Genomic DNA, 3,520 nt, shown 5'->3' with positions numbered 1-3,520 from the left:
AATTGCTGGTTAATGAAATTGCCCCTCGCCCGCACAATAGTGGGCATCATACCATTGAAGCCAATTTTACTTCACAATTTGAACAGCATCTTAGGTCTGTCATGGACATGCCATTGGGCGAGACTGGTTTGAGATGTCCTGCTGCCATGGTAAACTTGCTGGGAGAAGATGGCTATACAGGAGATGCCATTGTGGAAGGAATGGATGAAGCCATTAAAGAACAGGGAGTCTACCTACATTTATACGGGAAGAAAATCACAAAGCCATTCAGGAAAATGGGTCATGTTACCCTTCTTGCGGAAGATGCCGGCTTTTTGAAAGAAAAAGCAGATAGAATAAAAGAACTTATAAAGATTAAAGCATGACTGAGATAAAAGTGGGTATCATCATGGGCAGTCAATCCGACCTGCCAATAATGTCTGAAGCCGCCAAATTTTTAGAAGAAATGGAAGTAGGCTATGAATTGACCATAGTATCTGCCCATCGAACTCCCGTTCGAATGATAAACTATGCCCAAGAAGCTAAAAAAAGGGGTATAAAAGTAATCATTGCCGGGGCCGGAGGTGCAGCACATCTTCCGGGAATGGTGGCCTCCCTTACCAGCTTACCCGTTATTGGTGTGCCAGTAAAATCCTCCAATTCAATTGATGGATGGGACAGTATTCTTTCGATCCTTCAAATGCCTTCCGGAATTCCCGTGGCTACAGTGGCATTAAATGGAGGGAAAAATGCGGGTATTTTAGCCACTTCTATCATTGGTGCTTATGATGAGGAAGTATCAAAAAATCTCGAGGAATTTAAACAATCTCTTTCAGAAAAAGTATTGGCTTCGGCGGAACGAGTGGAGGAGATAGGCTGGAAAGCCGCACTAGATTCAAAGCAATAGGCTTATGAAAACAAAAAAGTCGGATTCAAAAATTAGAATCCGACTTTTTTTATCTCCGGCAAATAGCTACAAAATAACATTGAACCGGGTAGCAATGTGCTAAATATATATTCAGGTTTGATTGTTATTAGAATGGCAATACATCTCCTTCACTCTCATCATTGAAAGTGGTGACATCAGGCATTTCATTCTTTGGGGCCGGAGCAGCATTTGGGGTGCTTGCATTATTTACTCGCCAGATTTTTACGTCGGTATACCAGCGTCCATTAAATTCCCTGCTTTCTACCTCAATACTTGCCGTCAATTCTTGTCCTTGCTGAATGTTAAACTGATCTATTTTATCCCCCCAGACAGTTAGACAAACTTTCTTTGGATACTGTCCTCCGGTTTCCAAAATATAGTCCCTTTTTCTCCATGTTCCGTTTCTACCATTTCCGGATTGTTCTTCTAGGGCTTGTATGATTTTTCCTGATATCTCCATGTTGATTCTTTTTTAATGAAAAAACGAAGGTAATTAAATCCTCTTGATTTTTAAAACGAGATCTTGGAAGGTTAGAATATACAAAAAGGTAATTCAAAGCAGTTTTGCTGTTTTAAGTTCGAATTCCTTAAAATAGGAGCTTTTTTAGGTTTTGGATTAGAGAGACTTCCATTGTTCATTAATGCCTACCTGATAAAAAATTTAAACCTGAATGGTTTTTAATCGTAACTTAACCCGGATAATTCAATAAGATTTCCGTATTTAAGGGAAATGTTGGAATCGTATGAAAATCAGGCTGGTTGGAAATTTTAGGATCCCACTTCTTTGGTGCAATTGAAAACAGCTACAAAGTGGCAGATTTTGTAGGGATTTCAGCAGGTAATAGAAGTTCTATTGCATCTTTAGCGTTTAAATTTAACCTATACAATTCTAACCGTAAAAAGCTATTGGATTAAGCTAAACTTTATTTTCACCTCGGTTTTTTCGGACTCTTGCGAGAAAACCTTTTCTTTTTATAATAACCCATGGCTTTCGACGCAATAGTTAGCAGTCTAAATGAGAATACTTAAAAAATTAATATACAGAATGATTACCCTACTTATTTCAGTAATCGGCCTTCTAATTATAGCGGGTATATTGTTTATGCATTTTAGTCCGGAGTTTGGTGGAAAGCCTAGTGAAGAGGCTTACAGCAGGTATACCCAATCCAAACATTTTAAGGATGGGAAATTTGTAAACAATGGAAATGTAGAAATGGAAATGAGTGCCGGTGATATGTTCAAAGCCATCACCGGAATGATGAAGACCATTCCAAACTCGGTTCCGGAAGAGAATATAGCAACCGTAAAAATTGATTCCCTGGATATCGTTCAGTTTGGGTCCGAAACCCGCTTGGTTTGGTTTGGCCATTCTACCTTTTTATTACAACTAGATGGCAAGACAATACTGATAGATCCGATGTTTGGGGAAGTTCCTGCTCCCCATCCTCTTTTAGGAAACAAAAGGTTTAGTAAGGAACTTCCTATTGAAATAGAGAAGTTGCCTGCAATAGATGCAGTGCTTATTACCCATGATCATTATGACCATTTGGACTATGGTTCCATTCAAAAGTTAAAAGAAAAGGTCAATACATTTTTCACTCCTTTAGGTGTAGGGGCTCATTTGCTAGCCTGGGGTATTGATAAGAAAGACATTGTAGAGATGGATTGGTGGCAAGAAGAAAACTTTGAGGGGTTGACTATACGCTGTACGCCTGCCCAGCATTTTTCAGGAAGAGGAATTTCGGATAGGGCCCATACCTTATGGTCTTCCTGGATCATCCAATCCCCTACAGCCAATTTATTCTTTAGTGGGGACAGTGGATACGCAGATCATTTCAAAGAAATCGGAGAAGAATATGGGCCTTTTGACCTGGCCTTGATGGAATGTGGACAATACAATGAGCTGTGGCCGACTGTCCACATGTTTCCTGAGCAAACAGCAATGGCAGGTCAAGATGTAAAAGCCAAAACCATCATGCCTATTCACTGGGGTGCTTTCAAATTGTCTCACCACAGTTGGACAGATCCGGTGGAACGGGTTTCTCAAAAAGCAAAAGAGCTGAATTTAAATGTCATTACTCCAAGAATTGGGGAGCCCATAGTGCTGGATAATATTGTCATTTCTCAACCGGATTGGTGGCAATTGTTGGGCAAAGAATAATCTAAGTATATTATTGATTTTTGCTCAAGCTTGAATTAGGTCTTCAATATTTTTCATTTAACCTTAAGCATCAGGAAGGTATCTACAATTATAAATATTTAGTATCTTTGAAACTATTCCCGAAGCGGTTATTTTTATTTACCCAACGCAGTTCACCCAAGTGTGTGAGTGTTTTTTAATTTCAATGGAGACGATAAGGTAAGCAATTGGTTTTATGACAGATTATTCCTCATTTAGGCATCCGATAACGCATACAGAAGACATCAGAACAGTTGCAGAAGTTAAATCCAATGCTCCTGTTTATAACCAATACTATATACTTCCGGAAGATTGTGAAAACGGAGATCATGTAGGAAAGGTAAATTTTTTGTGGAGCCATCAAAAATTTTTTAATAGGAGATGGGCAACTCAGATAGATGACACTTCTTACAGTTTCGAAATACAGTCAGGAA

The 3,520-nt window shown here is 39.1% G+C and carries 5 protein-coding genes; 4 read left to right on the top strand and 1 reads right to left on the bottom strand.

The genetic code is table 11. From position 1 onward, the window contains the following. Both AAC037_RS21895 and purE read left to right on the top strand, forming a co-directional pair. Positions 1 to 365: ATP-grasp domain-containing protein (locus AAC037_RS21895; protein ID WP_339905614.1), on the top strand; the 365-nt coding region annotated here is incomplete at its 5' end. Then, positions 362 to 886 carry a 5-(carboxyamino)imidazole ribonucleotide mutase gene (purE, locus tag AAC037_RS21890; protein WP_339905612.1) on the top strand — a complete coding sequence of 175 codons (525 nt, stop codon included), beginning with the start codon at positions 362 to 364 and terminating at the stop codon, positions 884 to 886. The genes AAC037_RS21895 and purE, both read left to right, overlap by 4 nt. A gap of 127 nt (positions 887 to 1,013) precedes the next feature. On the opposite strand, the gene AAC037_RS21885 is transcribed toward purE, so the two are convergent. Continuing rightward, positions 1,014 to 1,367, bottom strand: a complete 354-nt coding sequence (locus AAC037_RS21885; protein WP_339905611.1) for a DUF3127 domain-containing protein — start codon at positions 1,365 to 1,367, stop codon at positions 1,014 to 1,016. A 555-nt stretch (positions 1,368 to 1,922) separates the two neighbouring features. Between AAC037_RS21885 and AAC037_RS21880 the strand changes: the two genes are divergently transcribed. Together AAC037_RS21880 and AAC037_RS21875 are read left to right on the top strand one after the other, a co-directional pair. Next, positions 1,923 to 3,068, top strand: a complete 1,146-nt coding sequence (locus AAC037_RS21880) for an MBL fold metallo-hydrolase (RefSeq protein ID WP_339905609.1) — start codon at positions 1,923 to 1,925, stop codon at positions 3,066 to 3,068. A gap of 214 nt (positions 3,069 to 3,282) precedes the next feature. Next, a partial coding sequence (locus AAC037_RS21875; RefSeq protein WP_339905608.1) for a hypothetical protein occupies positions 3,283 to 3,520 on the top strand: 238 nt, incomplete at its 3' end.

This window comes from uncultured Cyclobacterium sp. (assembly GCF_963976465.1).
Taxonomy (GTDB): Bacteria; Bacteroidota; Bacteroidia; order Cytophagales; family Cyclobacteriaceae; genus Cyclobacterium.
Note: the sequence above shows the minus strand (reverse complement) of the source record. Positions and strands in the feature narration are given on the sequence as shown.